The organism is Burkholderia contaminans, from assembly GCF_029633825.1.
GTDB lineage: Bacteria > Pseudomonadota > Gammaproteobacteria > Burkholderiales > Burkholderiaceae > Burkholderia > Burkholderia contaminans.
The window spans coordinates 619,156-631,909 of record NZ_CP090640.1 but is presented as its reverse complement, the minus strand read 5'-3'; the positions used below and the strand labels follow the sequence as shown (position 1 = coordinate 631,909).

Annotated in this window: 14 protein-coding genes; 3 read left to right on the top strand and 11 right to left on the bottom strand. The window is 66.8% G+C overall.

The window, feature by feature from the left end; translation table 11 throughout:
* Positions 1-80 precede the first annotated feature (80 nt).
* The 11 genes from LXE91_RS02970 to kdsD all read right to left on the bottom strand — a co-directional run bounded on the left by LXE91_RS02970 (position 81) and on the right by kdsD (position 9,312).
* The gene (locus LXE91_RS02970) at positions 81-716 is read right to left on the bottom strand and encodes an LON peptidase substrate-binding domain-containing protein (RefSeq protein ID WP_039346030.1); all 636 of its coding nucleotides are present in this window, start codon (positions 714-716) and stop codon (positions 81-83) included.
* 27 nt (positions 717-743) lie between these two features.
* Complete coding sequence (gene rapZ / locus LXE91_RS02965; RefSeq protein ID WP_039346027.1) at positions 744-1,652, bottom strand: RNase adapter RapZ; 909 nt, start codon at positions 1,650-1,652, stop codon at positions 744-746.
* A gap of 75 nt (positions 1,653-1,727) precedes the next feature.
* A complete protein-coding gene (gene hprK, locus LXE91_RS02960; RefSeq protein WP_011353227.1) occupies positions 1,728-2,696 on the bottom strand; it encodes an HPr(Ser) kinase/phosphatase in 969 nt (322 codons plus the stop codon).
* A gap of 129 nt (positions 2,697-2,825) precedes the next feature.
* The gene (locus LXE91_RS02955) at positions 2,826-3,365 is read right to left on the bottom strand and encodes a PTS sugar transporter subunit IIA (RefSeq protein ID WP_011353226.1); all 540 of its coding nucleotides are present in this window, start codon (positions 3,363-3,365) and stop codon (positions 2,826-2,828) included.
* A 168-nt stretch (positions 3,366-3,533) separates the two neighbouring features.
* Positions 3,534-3,893 (bottom strand): ribosome hibernation-promoting factor, HPF/YfiA family, encoded by a 360-nt coding sequence (hpf, locus tag LXE91_RS02950; RefSeq protein ID WP_006477786.1) that lies wholly within the window; start codon positions 3,891-3,893, stop codon positions 3,534-3,536.
* A 158-nt stretch (positions 3,894-4,051) separates the two neighbouring features.
* Positions 4,052-5,557 (bottom strand): RNA polymerase factor sigma-54, encoded by a 1,506-nt coding sequence (locus tag LXE91_RS02945; RefSeq protein ID WP_039346023.1) that lies wholly within the window; start codon positions 5,555-5,557, stop codon positions 4,052-4,054.
* Between the two features lie 158 nt (positions 5,558-5,715).
* Complete coding sequence (gene lptB, locus LXE91_RS02940; RefSeq protein ID WP_039346017.1) at positions 5,716-6,492, bottom strand: LPS export ABC transporter ATP-binding protein; 777 nt, start codon at positions 6,490-6,492, stop codon at positions 5,716-5,718.
* On the bottom strand, positions 6,489-7,154 hold the full coding sequence (gene lptA, locus LXE91_RS02935) for a lipopolysaccharide transport periplasmic protein LptA (RefSeq protein WP_039346006.1): 666 nt from the start codon (positions 7,152-7,154) through the stop codon (positions 6,489-6,491). The genes lptB and lptA overlap by 4 nt, the downstream gene beginning before the upstream one ends.
* Before the next feature lie 20 nt (positions 7,155-7,174).
* The gene (gene lptC, locus LXE91_RS02930; protein ID WP_039346004.1) at positions 7,175-7,789 is read right to left on the bottom strand and encodes an LPS export ABC transporter periplasmic protein LptC; all 615 of its coding nucleotides are present in this window, start codon (positions 7,787-7,789) and stop codon (positions 7,175-7,177) included.
* Positions 7,790-7,792: 3 nt separating this feature from the next.
* A complete protein-coding gene (locus LXE91_RS02925; protein WP_039346001.1) occupies positions 7,793-8,329 on the bottom strand; it encodes a KdsC family phosphatase in 537 nt (178 codons plus the stop codon).
* Positions 8,329-9,312: an arabinose 5-phosphate isomerase KdsD gene (gene kdsD / locus LXE91_RS02920; protein WP_039345999.1), complete on the bottom strand. Its 984-nt coding sequence runs from the start codon at positions 9,310-9,312 to the stop codon at positions 8,329-8,331. Before kdsD ends, LXE91_RS02925 begins: the two co-directional genes overlap by 1 nt.
* Before the next feature lie 125 nt (positions 9,313-9,437).
* Between kdsD and LXE91_RS02915 the strand changes: the two genes are divergently transcribed.
* The 3 genes from LXE91_RS02915 to LXE91_RS02905 all read left to right on the top strand — a co-directional run bounded on the left by LXE91_RS02915 (position 9,438) and on the right by LXE91_RS02905 (position 12,752).
* On the top strand, positions 9,438-11,444 hold the full coding sequence (locus LXE91_RS02915) for a monovalent cation:proton antiporter family protein (protein WP_039346501.1): 2,007 nt from the start codon (positions 9,438-9,440) through the stop codon (positions 11,442-11,444).
* Between the two features lie 82 nt (positions 11,445-11,526).
* Complete coding sequence (locus LXE91_RS02910; protein ID WP_011353218.1) at positions 11,527-12,093, top strand: adenine phosphoribosyltransferase; 567 nt, start codon at positions 11,527-11,529, stop codon at positions 12,091-12,093.
* A gap of 44 nt (positions 12,094-12,137) precedes the next feature.
* Positions 12,138-12,752, top strand: a complete 615-nt coding sequence (locus LXE91_RS02905) for a LysE family translocator (RefSeq protein WP_039345995.1) — start codon at positions 12,138-12,140, stop codon at positions 12,750-12,752.
* The last annotated feature ends 2 nt before the right edge of the window (positions 12,753-12,754 follow it).

The window sequence follows — 12,754 nt, the reverse complement described above, 5'->3', positions numbered from 1 at the left end:
CGGCCTTTCGCCTGGAAGAAAGCCCCTCGCGGGACGCCATCTCCCGGATGGCCCGGGCAAAGCGACAGCTCCCGGGCGCGCTATAACCAGCCGTGCCGGTCCAGCACGTGGTGCACGGCGTCGATGCGCGCGCCGACGTCCGGAAACTCCATCAGCTTCTGCCGTGCACGCAGGTCGAGCGGCAGCAGTTCCGCGAGCCGGTTCGACACCCAGCTCGGATCGTCGAGGCGGAACGGTTCGCCGAACGGCATTTTCTCCGGATCGGACTTCTTCAGTGCGTTGATGATGCGCTCGAGCACCTCGGCGCACGAGCCGAACTGTGCGAGCGTCTGCTCGCCTTCGAGCGGGATGTCGTCGGGCAGCGGTTCCGCGATGCCGACCAGCAGCCCGTTGCCTTCGACGCGATACGACAGCAGCTCGAAACGCTGCGTGCCGACCGCCTGCAAGTACAGCATGCCGAATTCACCGGTATCGCATTCGGTGATGCGCGCCATGCAGCCGATGGTCTCGGGCACCGACACCGCGCCGTCCTGCGCGACTTCCGGCCCGCTCTTCAGCAGGCACACGCCGAACGGCGCGTCGTCGCGCAGGCACGCGCGGGCCATGTCGAGATAGCGCGCCTCGAACACCTTGAGCGGGAGCAGGCCCCCCGGGAACAGCACCGTGTGCAGGGGAAACAGCGGCAGGTCGATCAGGGTGGTCGATAGGGAGGACATGGCGCGCGGGCGTTGGGGCGGGCGTCGCTAGGGTCGGTCGACCTCGGAGACGAGCCGCGACGACGCGTCGACATCCACTGGCGCGTCACGATGCCGCACGATCACGTTCGCGTCGTGCGCCAGGCGCGCGGCGAGCGTTTCCGCGATGAATACCGACCGATGCTGCCCGCCCGTGCAGCCGATGGCGACGGTCAGGTAGCTGCGGTTGTCATCGCGGAAGTGCGGCAGCCATTTCATCAGGAACGCATGGATGTCGTCGATCATCTGGTGGACGATCGGCAGTGCGTCGAGAAAGGCGATGACCGGCTGGTCGAGCCCGGTGAGCGGGCGCAACTCGTGGTCGTAGTACGGATTCGGCAGCGCGCGCACGTCGAACATCAGGTCGGCGTCGAGCGGCACGCCGCGCTTGAAGCCGAACGATTCGAACATCACCATCAGGTCGTTGTTCTTCTGCTCGATGAAGCGCTTGACCCAAGTACGCAGCGCGTTCGCGCGCAGCGTGCTGGTGTCGATCTGGTGGCCGAATTCGGCGAGCGGCGCGACGAGCTCGCGCTCGCGCTCGATCGCCTCCTCGAGCGACGACAGCAGGCCGACGTCCGCATCGTGCGACCGCGAGCCCGACAGCGGATGGCGGCGGCGCGTTTCGGAGAAGCGCTGGATCAGCGCCTGGGTGCTCGCGTTGAGGAACAGCACGCGCACGTCGTGCTCGCGCGACAGCTCGCGGATCAGGCCGGGCATTTCGTCGAGCGACGCGCTCGAGCGCGCGTCGATCGCGACCGCGAGCCGGCGCTGGCCATCCTCGGCGAGGTAGCGGGCGAGTTCGGGGAGCACGTGCGGCGGCAGGTTGTCGACGCAGTAATAGCCTGCGTCTTCGAGCGCGTTCAGCGCGACGGACTTGCCTGAGCCGGAGATGCCGGTGATGAGGACGATGCGCATGGGAAGCAGAGAATCCTGACGTTTCATCATAGCACCGGCTCGACGCGTCGGCGTGGCGTGGCCGGCGCGTGCGGGTTACACCAGTTTGCCGGGGAACTGACTGTCGGGATCTTGCATCGCGAGTCGTTGCCGATCCATGAAATCTCGCAACGTGTCGATTCCGCGCAACTGCAGGATCGTGTTCCGGACGGCCGCCTCGACGAGCACCGCGAGGTTGCGGCCGGCCGCCACCTGGATCGTGACCTTGCTGATCGGCAGGCCGAGCACGTCGACGGTCTGGCTTTCGAGCGGCAGGCGCTGGAATTCGCCGTCGGGGCGCCGCACGAGCTGGACGATCAGCTTCAGCTTCATTTTCCGCCGCACGGCCGTTTCGCCGAAAATCGTCTTGATGTCGAGCAGGCCGAGGCCGCGTACTTCAAGGAGGTTCTGCAGCAGCGGCGGGCAGCGCCCTTCGACGAAATCGGGGCCAAGTCGGACGAAATCGACTGCATCGTCGGCGACGAGGCCGTGGCCGCGGCTGATCAGCTCGAGGCCGAGTTCGCTCTTGCCGAGGCCCGAATCGCCGGTCAGCAGCACGCCCATCCCGAGGATGTCGATGAACACGCCGTGCAGCGTCGCGCGCGGCGCGAGGATGCGCGACATGTAGAGCCGCAGGCTGTCGATCACCGCGGCGGCCGACATGGGCGTGGTGAACAACGGGGTCGACGAGCGCGTGCAGCGCAGCACGAGTTCGGGCGGCGCCGCGGCGCCGCCGGCGACGACGAGGAACGGCGGCTCGAGCGCGATCAGCTCGGCCATGTGGCGCGAGCGGTCTTCGTCGGTTTGTCGCTGGTAGTAGTCGATTTCGGCTTCGCCGAGCACCTGGATCCGGTTCGGGTGGATCAGGTTCAGGTGGCCGACGAGGTCGGCGCTCGAGGTTGCATTGCCGACGGTGTCGGCCGAAAAGCCGCGCTCCCAGCCTTCATGCCCCGTCAGCCAGCTCAATTTCAGCGTGGCCGCGTTGTCGTCGAAGATGCTCTGGGCGTTGATGCTGGACGTATCCATGACTCTCGTCACTCCAATGGGCCGGTGCGTACGCGCGGCGACGGACGTCGCCATGCCGGGCCGGCGCCGGGCGGCCCTGAACGGCGGCGTGTGCCGCCGCGTACGGGAAAATATTCCGCCCGGATCAACTCAAGGTTGCCACTGAGTGAGCAGGCGATGCAACTCGGCGATATCCGTTTCGTTGTGCAGACGCTCGCGCGCGTCGCGATCGGACAGCAGTTGCGCGATTTCCGACAGGATCTCGAGGTGCTGCTGGGTGGCTTGCTCGGGCACGAGCAAGAAGATCAGGAGGCCGACCGGTTGGCCGTCGGGGGCTTCGAACGGGATCGCATCGGCGAGCCGGACGAACGCGGCGAGCGGGTGCTTGAGACCCTTGATGCGCCCGTGCGGAATCGCGACGCCTTCGCCGAGCCCGGTCGAGCCGAGGCGCTCGCGCGCGAACAGGTTGTCCGTGACGGTGCTGCGGGCGATGCCGTTCTGATTCTCGAACATCAGCCCGGCTTGTTCGAACACGCGTTTCTTGCTGGTGACTGAGAGGTCGATGACGACGTTCTCTATGGGCAGGATTTTGGCTAGGCGATTCATGTTGGCAGGCGATTGGGCGGCCTGGGGTCTCCTTGCGGCGGCAGACTGATTATCCATGTTCGGCGATATCAAGGCGTTCGGCATCGGCAACCTGCAAGGCAGCTACCGCATCCAGCACCCCCCGGCGATAACCGGAACATTATAGAGCACAGCCGCGTGCGTGGCGCAGCGCGGACGGACCGGTTACACCACTGCGCGGAGTCGCAAAAAAAACGCCCGGCGAACCGGGCGACGTGTGTGTTGCGGTGAAGGTTACTGCGGCGGCAGTTCGATCTGGTCGATCGACGGTTGAAGCTTGATCGGGTCGTGCGCGTGCGTTTGCAGGCGCTCCATGTGCTTGACGACCTGGCGGTCCAGCTTGTCGATCAGCAGGTCGATCGCGGCATACAGGTTACCGTTCGCGCTTTCGACGAAGATGTCCTTGCCCTTCAGGTGCAGATTGATTTCCGCGCGCTGCTGCTTGTCCTTTTCCTTGTGGTTGTCGACCGAGAGGATCACAGTGCCATCGATCACCTGATCGCTATGCCGTAGCACCCGGTCCAGCTTGGTGATCACGTATTCGCGAATTGCAGGCGTGACTTCGAGATGATGTCCACTGATCTTCAGGTTCATAGTGCTTCTCCAAGCGAGTGACCACCCGGCCGCATCGAGGCGGCGCTCCGGTCGACTTGCCCGTACCGCACGAGGCGGTGTACCGCGGACAGGTCGCCCGGCCTGTTCCCCGTGTGCGCGGTGGCCGGAACACGCCTGCCGCCGGGCAGGCAGCAGGCTTAAAGAGACTTGCGCAGATTCACTGCCGGGATCTTGAGGGCTTCGCGATACTTCGCAACCGTGCGGCGCGCGACCACGAATCCTTGTTCTGCCAGCAGCTCGGCAATGCGGCTGTCCGAAAGTGGCGATTTAGGGTCTTCAGCTCCTATCAGTTGCTTGATGAGGGCTCGGATGGCTGTCGACGAAGCGGCGCCACCGGTGTCGGTCGAAACGTGAGATCCGAAGAAGTACTTAAATTCAAGCGTCCCGAACGGGGTCAGCATGTACTTCCCGGTTGTCACACGGCTGACAGTCGACTCGTGTAGGCCCAGCGTATCAGCTATTTCCCGCAAAACCAAGGGGCGCATGGCAATTTCACCGTGCGCAAAGAAGTTCTTTTGACGCTCGACAATCGCCTGCGCGACACGCAGGATCGTGTCGAAACGCTGCTGGATGTTCTTGATCAGCCAGCGTGCTTCCTGGAGCTGCTGCTTGAGCGAACCGGCCGACGGATCGCCGCGGCTGTTGCGCAGGATGTTCGCGTAAAGGTTGTTGATCCGCAGGCGCGGCACGACCTCCGGATTGAGCTCCGCGAGCCATCCCTGGCCGGCCTTCTTCACGATGATGTCGGGCACGACGTAGTCGGCCTCGGCCTTGCCGTATGCGGCGCCGGGGAACGGCTCCAGCGAACGGATCAGCGCGTGCGCGTCGCGCAGCGCGTCGTCGCTCGCCTTCAGGTGCTTGCGCAACCGCGTGAAGTCGCGGGCGGCGAGCAGTTCGAGATGCTGCGACACGATCTCGAGCGCGAGCGTGCGTGTCGGGGACGGATCGAGGCGCAGCAACTGCAGCTTCAGGCATTCGGATGCCGAACGGGCACCGACCCCGGCCGGATCGAAGCTGTGCAGCAGCGCGAGCGCCGCGTTCAGTTCGTCGCAGTCGATCTCCAGCTCGGGCGGCAGGTCGGCGAGCACTTCATCGAGCGTGGCGGTCAGGTAGCCGTCGTCGTCGAGCGATTCGATCAGGAACATCACGAGCGCGCGATCGCGCGGGCCGGCCTGCGTGACGCGCAACTGCGCGGACAGGTGGTCGCGCAGCGACGTCGCCGCTTCCTGTACCTGCAGCGGCGGGAGGTCGTCGTCGTCGGATGCGCCGCTCGAGCGGCCGAATTCGTCGAGGTTCCACTGCGGGCCGTCGTTGCCGTCGCCGGACCCGTAACCGTCGTATTCGTCCGCGCCGGCCGGCTCGTCGCGCTCGGCACGATCGCTCGACGAACTGCTACCGTTTGTCGCAGTGGGCTCGGTGTTCTGCGCGGGAGGCGTCTGCGCGATCAGCGATCCGTCCGCGGCGACACGCAGCGGGCTCGCGATCCATTCGTCGTCGTTCTCGAGCAGCGGGTTCTGCGCGACGGCCATCGCGACTTCCTGCTGCAATTCGAGCGTCGACAACTGCAGGAGCCGGATCGACTGCTGTAGCTGGGGCGTCAGCGCCAGGTGTTGCGACAGGCGGAGTTGAAGGCTGGCTTTCATGGCAAGGAGGGAGTCATACCGGCAGTTTGCCACGACCCAGGCGCGTTGAGCCATCCGCGATTACGCGCGGCGCGCCGCCCGGCCGCGGGCATGGCCGCGAAGCGGGCGCGGCCCCGCGCGGCCATGCCGGGCGGGGTGCAGCCAGCCACGAGGAGGAGTTACATCCGGAAGTGTTCGCCGAGGTACACGCGGCGTACGCTTTCGTTTTCGATGATTTCGCTCGGCGCACCGGCGGCGAGCACCGAGCCGTCGCTGATGATGTAGGCGTGGTCGCAGATGCCGAGTGTTTCGCGGACGTTGTGATCGGTAATCAACACGCCGATGTTGCGCTGCTTCAGGAACTTGACGATCTTCTGGATCTCGAGCACCGCGATCGGGTCGACGCCGGCGAACGGTTCGTCAAGCAGGATGAAGTTCGGGTTGGTGGCCAGCGCGCGCGCGATTTCGACCCGGCGCCGTTCGCCGCCCGACAGCGACAGCGCGGGATTCTCGCGCAGATGGGCGATCTGCAGCTCGTCGAGCAGTGCTTCGGCGCGCGACGAGATCGCGTCCTTCGACAGCCGCTTGCCGTCTTCGCCGTGCTGCAGCTCGAGCACCGCGCGGATGTTTTCCTCCACGGTCAGCTTGCGGAACACGGACGCTTCCTGCGGCAGGTACGACAGGCCGAGCGATGCGCGCTTGTGGATCGGCAGCAGGCTGATCGAGCTGCCGTTCAGCGAGATCTCGCCCGCGTCGAGCGGCACCAGGCCGACAATCATGTAGAACGACGTGGTCTTGCCGGCGCCGTTCGGGCCGAGCAGGCCGACGACTTCGCCGCTTTTCACGTCGAGCGACACGTCCTTGACGACCGTGCGCGAGCCGTAGCGCTTCTTCAGGTTGCGGACGACGAGCGAGCTCGTCGTGCCGGCCGGCTGGCGGTTCGGTAGCGCGTTCATTGGCCCGGCGCCCCCTGGATCGTGGTCGACGGCGACAGCTTTGCCGGCGCGCCATTCAGCGGCGCGGGGCCGCCGTTCTTCGGCGACAGCATCGCGCGCACACGGCCGTTCGGGTTGCCCGGCGCGGCGACGTCCTTGCCGCCCTTCGCAGTGTAGAAGTCGCGCTGGCCGTCGTACGTGATCACGCTGCCGTGCACGGTATCGGCGATGGTCGACGTACCCTGCAGGCGGCGCACGGTCGCGGCGGTGGTCAGCGTGGTCAGGTCCTGCTTGCCGTCGTAGTCGATGCGCTCGGCGTCGCCGTCGATGTATTCGTCGAGGCCTTCGCGCTTCTGGCGGAACGTCGCGTGCTTCTTGCCGCTGCCGAACGAAGTGGCGTACTGATAGCCTTCCGGGTCCTGGCGCACTTCGACGCGATCGCCCTTGATGATGATCGTGCCCTTCGTGATCACGACGTTGCCGGTCGCGACCGTGACCTGCTTCAGGTCGTCATAGGTCAGGTTGTCGGCCTCGACGTTGATCGGCTTGCTTTGGTCGGCCTTCTCGGCATGGGCGAGCGGCGCCAGCCCGACGAGCGGGAGCGCCACGAGCGTCGCGGCAAGCGCGGCGCGGACGGCGCGCGCAGCGCCGCCGGAAATCTGTCGAGGGAACGATTCGTTCATGCAGTCACGTGAGGGATGCGTCACTTGGGTTGACCTTTCGAGCCGCCGGACGTGTCCTGCGCGGCGATCGTGCCGCGCACGTTGCCGTAAAGCTCGATGACCCGGGTGACGTTGTTGTACTTCATGCCGTCGGTCGCGTTGACGAGCGACAGGCCGCGCTGAAGTTTAACCGGCTTTTCGGTCTGGATCACATCGTCATTGACGAAGATGCGGAAATGCTGGGAATCAGCCTGCATCTGCGGATCGCCGCCGCCGGCCGCACGCAGGATGCGCGCGTCGTCGTACAAGTCGACGATCGACACGTCGCCGTTGACGGTGCCGCGCTTCGAGGTGGTCGTCACGACCGGCTTGCCGGGCTGGAACGCGCGCATGGCCGGATCGGTCAGGTCGCTGTCTTCGGTGTCTTCGTAATGGATCAGCTTCGCGGCCGTCAGCCGGTACTGGGTCGTGCCGGTCTGGTCGAGCTCGGTGACCGAGAAGTTGTCCGCGAAATAGTCGGGCGTGTGGCGCTTCGGTTGCACGGTGCCCTCGCCGGGCGGCGGCAGCGTGGCCTGCAGCAGCCACCAGGTGATGCCCGCGAGCGCGGCGACCGCGGCGAGCGGCAGCAGCTGGGTCCAGCGGAAATGCTTGTTCATCCGTCAGGCTCCGCAGGCGGCCGCGAGCAGCGCATCGTAGCGGCGCTGCGCCCGCAGGATCGCGTCGCAGACTTCGCGGACGGCGCCATGGCCGCCGCGGGCCTCGGCCACCCAGTGCGCGCGGGCGATCACCTCGGGGTGCGCGTTCGCGGGGGCAGTCGCGAGGCCGCAGCGCAGCATCACGGGCAGGTCGGGCCAATCGTCGCCCATGTAGCCGCACTGGTCGGCGGTGAGGCCGAGCGAGGCGATCAGGTCGGTGAACACGGCGAGCTTGTCCTCGACGCCCTGGAACAGGTGCGCGATCTTCATTTCCTTCGCGCGCGCCGCGACGATCTCCGAGCGGCGGCCCGTGATGATCGCGGTCGCGATGCCGGCTTCGCCGAGCAGCTTCACGCCGTGGCCGTCGAGAGAATTGAACGATTTCATCGTGTCGCCGGCCGCGGTAAACAGCAGGCCGCCGTCGGTCAGCACACCGTCGACGTCGAAAATCATCAGCTTCACGCGGCTCGCGCGTTCGGCCGCAGTCAGCGCTGCGCTCATCAGATCACCTTCTTCGAAAACAGGTCGTGCATGTTCAGCGCGCCGATCAGCACGCCGTCGGCATCGACCACCAGCATCTGGTTGATCCGGTGGCGCTCCATCAGTTCCACGGCCTCGACCGCCAGGTGATCCGGCGCAACCGTGCGCGGGTCGCGCGTCATCACGTCGGTGATCGGCAGCGTGCGGAAGTCGCCGTCGCGCGCGAGCACGCGGCGCAGGTCGCCGTCGGTGAAGATGCCCGCGACCTTGCCGCCGGCGTCGACGACGGCGGTCATGCCGAGGCGCTTCGCGGTGATCTGGAACAGGGCGTCCGACAGCGTCGCGTCGAGCCCGACGGACGGGACGTCGTCGCCCGAGCGCATCACGTCACGCACGTAGGTGAGCAGGCGCCGGCCCAGTGCGCCGCCCGGGTGCGAGCGCGCGAAATCTTCCGAGCCGAAGCCGCGCGCGTCGAGCACCGCCACGGCGAGCGCGTCGCCGAGTGCGAGCGCGGCGGTCGTGCTCGCCGTGGGCGCGAGATTCATCGGGCAGGCCTCTTTCGAGACCGCGGCGTTCAGGTTCACGTCGGCGAGCGTGCCGAGGCTCGATTCCGCACGGCCCGTGATCGCGATCAGCTTCGCGCCGATCCGCTTCACGAGCGGCAGGATCGCCACGAGTTCTTCGGATTCGCCGGAATAGGAGATGCCGATGAAGACGTCGTCGGAGGTGACCATCCCGAGGTCGCCGTGGCTGGCCTCGGCAGGGTGGACGAAGAACGCCGGCGTGCCGGTGCTGGCCAGCGTGGCCGCGATCTTGCGGGCGATATGCCCCGATTTGCCGATACCGGATACCACCACGCGGCCGCGGCAGCCGAGCAGCAGCGCGACGGCCTGGACGAACCCGCCGTCGAGCTGGTCGCGCAGCGCGCGCACGGCGTCCGCCTCGATGTCGAGCACGTCGCGGGCGAGCGCGAGCGCCCGGTCATCATTGATTTTCGCTATCATGCGCGGAGTATAGCAAAGGCGTTTGTTCGCCGCGCCGGGCCTTCGGACTCGTCCGAGGTCGCCTGACCACCGCCACCACCCGCGCCCGCATTGCCGTGGCCCCGACGAACGAGGACGCTTCGCCCGTGATTTCCCCGCTCGAAATGACCCTGCTGCTGCTGCTGGCCTCAGTGGTGGGCGTCGTCGTATTCCGCTCGTTGAACCTGCCGCCGATGCTCGGCTACCTGACCGTCGGCATCCTGGTCGGCCCGCACGCGTTCGGCATCGCGGCGGATCTGGAGCGGGCCGAGCATCTCGCGGAATTCGGCGTGGTGTTCCTGATGTTTTCGATCGGCCTCGAGTTCTCGCTGGCGAAGCTGAGGGCGATGCAGCGGCTCGTGTTCGGGCTCGGGCTGCTGCAGGTCGTCGCGACGCTCGTGCTCGCGCTCGTGCTGGGCATGCTGTTCGAGCACTGGGTGCACATCACGTGGCAGGGCAGCATCGCGCTCGGCGGCGCGCTCGCGATGTCGTCGACGGCGATCGTGTCGAAGATGCTCGCCGAGCGGCTCGAGATCGAGACCGAGCACGGCCGCAACATCTTCGGCGTGCTGCTGTTCCAGGATCTCGCGGTGGTGCCGCTGCTGATCGTGATCGCCGCGTTCGGCGCGGAATCGTCGAAGGACCTCGCGATCACGCTCGGCTTCGCGGCCGTCAAGATCGTGATCGCGCTCACGCTGCTGCTGGTCATCGGCCAGCGCTTCATGACGCGCTGGCTCAACGTCGTCGCGCGGCGCCGCTCGCAGGAACTGTTCGTGCTGAACCTGCTGCTCGTCACGCTCGGCGCCGCGTTCATCACCGACCGCTTCGGCCTGTCGCTGGCGCTCGGCGCGTTCATTGCGGGGATGCTGATCTCCGAGACGCCGTTCCGCCATCAGGTGGAGGAGGACATCAAGCCGTTCCGCGACGTGCTGCTCGGCCTGTTCTTCGTGACGACCGGGATGCTGCTCGACCCGCGCGTGATCTGGGAGCACCCGTTGCTCGTGCTCGGTTTCTTCGTCGGGCAGATCCTGTTCAAGGCGACCATGATCGCCGGGCTCGCGCGGCTGTTCGGCGCGACACCGGGCGTCGCGATGCGCACCGGCATCGGGCTCGCGCAGGCCGGCGAATTCGGCTTCGTGCTGCTGAACCTGATCCTCGACCGGCATCTCGTCGATTCGACGCTGCTGCAGGCGATCCTCGCGTCGATGCTGCTGTCGATGCTCGCGGCGCCGTTCCTGATCCAGAACGCCGACCGGATCGTGATGCGGCTGTCGTCGACCGAATGGATGCAGCAGTCGCTGCAGATGACGCGGATCGCGACGCAAAGCCTCAAGCAGCGCGGCCACGTGATCATCTGCGGCTACGGCCGCGCGGGCCAGAACCTGGCGCGGATGCTCGAACAGGAAGGCATTTCGTACGTTGCGCTCGACCTCGACCCCGATCGGGTGAGTGCGGCCGCGGCGGCCGGCGAATCGGTCGTGTTCGGCGACGCGGCGCGCCGCGAGTCGCTGCTCGCGGCCGGTATCCACCGTGCGGCGGCGGTGGCGATCACCTACGCGAACACGCCGTCCGCGCTGCGGGTGCTGCATCACGTGCACGAACTCGAGCCGACGCTGCCCGCGATCGTGCGTACCGTCGACGATGCCGATCTCGAGAAACTGCTCGCAGCCGGCGCGACCGAAGTGATTCCGGAGATCGTCGAGGGCAGCCTGATGCTCGCGTCGCACACGCTGGTGCTGGTCGGCGTGCCGATGCGCAAGGTCGTGCGGCGCGTCGAGGAAATGCGCGACGAACGCTACAGCCTGCTGCGCGGCTATTTCCGCGGCGCGGACGACGCGGACGACGACGACCACGAGCAGGTGCGGCTACAATCGGTGCCGGTCGATGCGCGCGCGGACGCGGTCGGGCGTTCGCTGGAGGAACTGGGGCTGTATGCGCTCGGCCTCGAAGTCACGGCGATTCGCCGGCACGGTATCCGCGGCGTCGAACCCGATCCGCAAACCAAGCTGCGCGCGAGCGACATCGTCGTGCTGCGCGGGCTGCCCGAGGCGCTCGCGCTCGCAGAGGAGCGGCTGTCGCGCCATCGGCGCGATCCGCCGGTCGCGGCCGCCTGAGGCGCGCCTGGTTTGATAACCTGACCCGTATTTATTCGAAACGGTGCCCGATCTTCGCGCACCGTTTTTTTCGGAGAGTTTCATGCCGCATTCGTCGTCGGGCGCACCGCTCGATCCGGTCGCCTTCATCCACAGCCAGATCCGCACGGTGCCCGACTGGCCGCAGCCGGGCGTGATGTTCCGCGACATTACGACGCTGCTGCAGAGCCCGAAGGCGCTGCGCATCCTCGTCGACCTGTTCGTCGAGCGCTATGTCGATGCGAAACTCGACTACGTCGCGGGGCTCGACGCGCGCGGCTTCATCATCGCGCCGATCGTCGCGTACGAGCTGAGCGTCGGCTTCGTGCCGATCCGCAAGGTCGGCAAGCTGCCGTACAAGACGCGCTCGGAATCGTACGACCTCGAATACGGCAGCGCGACGGTCGAGATCCACGAAGACGCGTGCCGCCCCGGCGACCGCGTGATCATCATGGACGACCTGATCGCGACCGGCGGCACGATGATGGCGGGGCGCAACCTGCTGCAGCGGCTCGGCGCGGAAGTCGTCGAAGGCGCGGCGATCATCGACCTGCCCGATCTCGGCGGCTCGGCGCTGCTGCGCAATGCGGGACTGCCCGTCTACACCGTCACCGAATTCGCCGGCCACTGAACGCCGGCCTGCCCGAGCCTTCCACGTTACGCAGCGAGGTCACGATGCCCAACTTCATGCTGTTTCTCGCCACGTCGATCGCGATCACGTTCGCGCCGGGTCCCGACAACCTGCAGGTGCTCGCACGCGGCATCTCGCAGGGCCGCGCGGCCGGTTTCGTCGCCGCGCTCGGCTTCACGGCCGGGATCCTGTTCCACACGACGCTCGCGGCGCTCGGCGTCGCGGCCGTGCTGCGTTCGTCGCCGGTCGCGTTCGAGATCCTGAAGCTCGCGGGTGCCGCGTACCTCGTGTGGATCGGCATCAAGGCGCTGCGCAGCCAGGGACTCTCGAATGCGCACGCGCGCCCGCCGCAGCCGCTCGGCACGATCTTCCGGCAGAGCGTGATCGGCAACCTGATGAACCCGAAGGTCACGCTGTTTTTCGTCGTGTTCCTGCCGCAGTTCGTCGATCCGCACGGCGCGCAGAGCGTGACGCTGCAGATGTTCGAACTCGGCGCGCTGTTCATGCTGCAGACGGCCGCGATCTTTTCGCTGTTCGGCGTCGGCGCGGGCATGATCGGCGCATGGCTGAAGCGCCGCCCGAAGACCGGCGTGTGGCTCGACCGGATCGCCGGCGCGACGTTCATCGCAATCGGCATCCGCGTCGCGCTGAAGGACTGATC